The organism is Streptomyces sp. NPDC058964, assembly GCF_042741275.1.
In the GTDB taxonomy this organism is placed as follows: domain Bacteria; phylum Actinomycetota; class Actinomycetes; order Streptomycetales; family Streptomycetaceae; genus Streptomyces.
On sequence record NZ_JBHYKH010000973.1, the window covers coordinates 1 to 1,371 of the forward strand.

The 1,371-nt window shown below is 70.2% G+C and carries 1 protein-coding gene and 1 pseudogene; one reads left to right on the forward strand and one right to left on the reverse strand.

The genetic code is table 11. The features are described from left to right. Positions 1–152: 152 nt before the first annotated feature. Entirely contained in the window at positions 153–830 is a 678-nt protein-coding gene (locus ACFW2E_RS46930; protein ID WP_384478302.1) for a hypothetical protein, read from the reverse strand. Between the two features lie 219 nt (positions 831–1,049). Between ACFW2E_RS46930 and ACFW2E_RS46935 the strand changes: the two are divergent. Next, positions 1,050–1,371, forward strand: a pseudogene (locus tag ACFW2E_RS46935) (hypothetical protein); the annotation flags it as partial.

Consider the following 1,371-nt stretch of genomic DNA (forward strand, 5'->3'; position numbering starts at 1 on the left):
TTCTCGACGCCCGGGCTTACGTGGCGTTCTCCCGCCAACTCGGCTGAGGGGGGGCGACGACTCGGAACACGCGCCGAGCGCTCGGAAGGCGCTGGGCCGGACCTCGACACGCCATTCGGCGGGAGGCGCAGGCCGACCACTGCCGTGGCGTACTACTCGCTCAGTCCCACGACGCACCACCCTCGCTGCACCGCTTCGGTCAGGACCTGTCCCCACTGTGTCAGCAGGTCCAGGAATGCGTCGAAGTCATGAACCCATCCGTCGGGGACCGCGGCGTGCTCGGCGAAGGGCCCCCGCACCCCGCCCAGGTGAGGAAGCGCTCGATCCCAGGCCGCAGCCAGTTCCCGGACGCGCTCTGGTGACCGTGCGAGCAACACGCCGTAACCGTCCTCGCCGAAGAAGGCCGTATCGGTGTGCGGGGCCTCGCCGTCCGGTCCGTCCCAGATGAGCCCGCGAAGCAACGCGTCCAACTCGGCGCGCAGCAAGGGGTCAACATGGCCGCGGACGCGTTCCCACCGCTGCCCGGCCCGGAAGTGCGCCTTGAAGGAGCCGCAGGTGCGCAAGAAGTCGTACACGGCGAAGAAGGAGCCGTTCGGTCCCAGCGGCCACGCCCAACCTTCCTCGCCCGTCACTGCTTCGTGGTCCCACAGTCCCGTCTCGTCGGCGTACCAGGCGTCCCTCAGCCGCGGCAGCCGCTCGCACGGCGGGACCTGTGCCAGCCATGAACGGTCGGCGATCATCACGGTGATGTCGAGCCCCATGACGGGGAGGGTACCTACCGTGCGCAGCAGGAGGTGCTCGGTCGACTGCTGACGGGCTTCGACCGTCACCCATACGATGACGCTCGCGGGGGCCGACGCCACCAGCGCTGCCAGCGAGCCCTGCTGGGCCGAACGACGGGAAAGGGGTTCATGGAAAGGTTCGAGACGGAGAGTCTGGCGCTCATGCCCGGCCAGAAGGTGCGGGCCAGGGTCCTCGGTCATCATCCATGGGGTGTGACCGTTGAAATCGTCGGTTACGAGAACGCCGGTCTGTCGGCCTCTGTCGACATGATCCAGCAGTTCTCCCGGACCACGAGCAGTTACGACGAACTGCGCTACCTCGCGGGTACCGCCCCGCACGGTGCCGTGCTGCTCCTGGGCAAGAGCGAGGACCTCCTGGTCTGCTCCGTCCCGCCGGACGACCGGCCCGCCGACGGAAGGCCCGACGACTCACTCCCGGTGCGCACGCTGCCCGGCCCCGGCGGCGACGCGGCCGTCGCGGCCACCGGCCTCGCGGCGGCCCAGGGCGCCGAGTCCCTCGCCACCGAGGACCACCACCTCACCGTGGTCCGGCACCGCGCCATGCGCTCGGTCGCACCGCGCCTGCGCC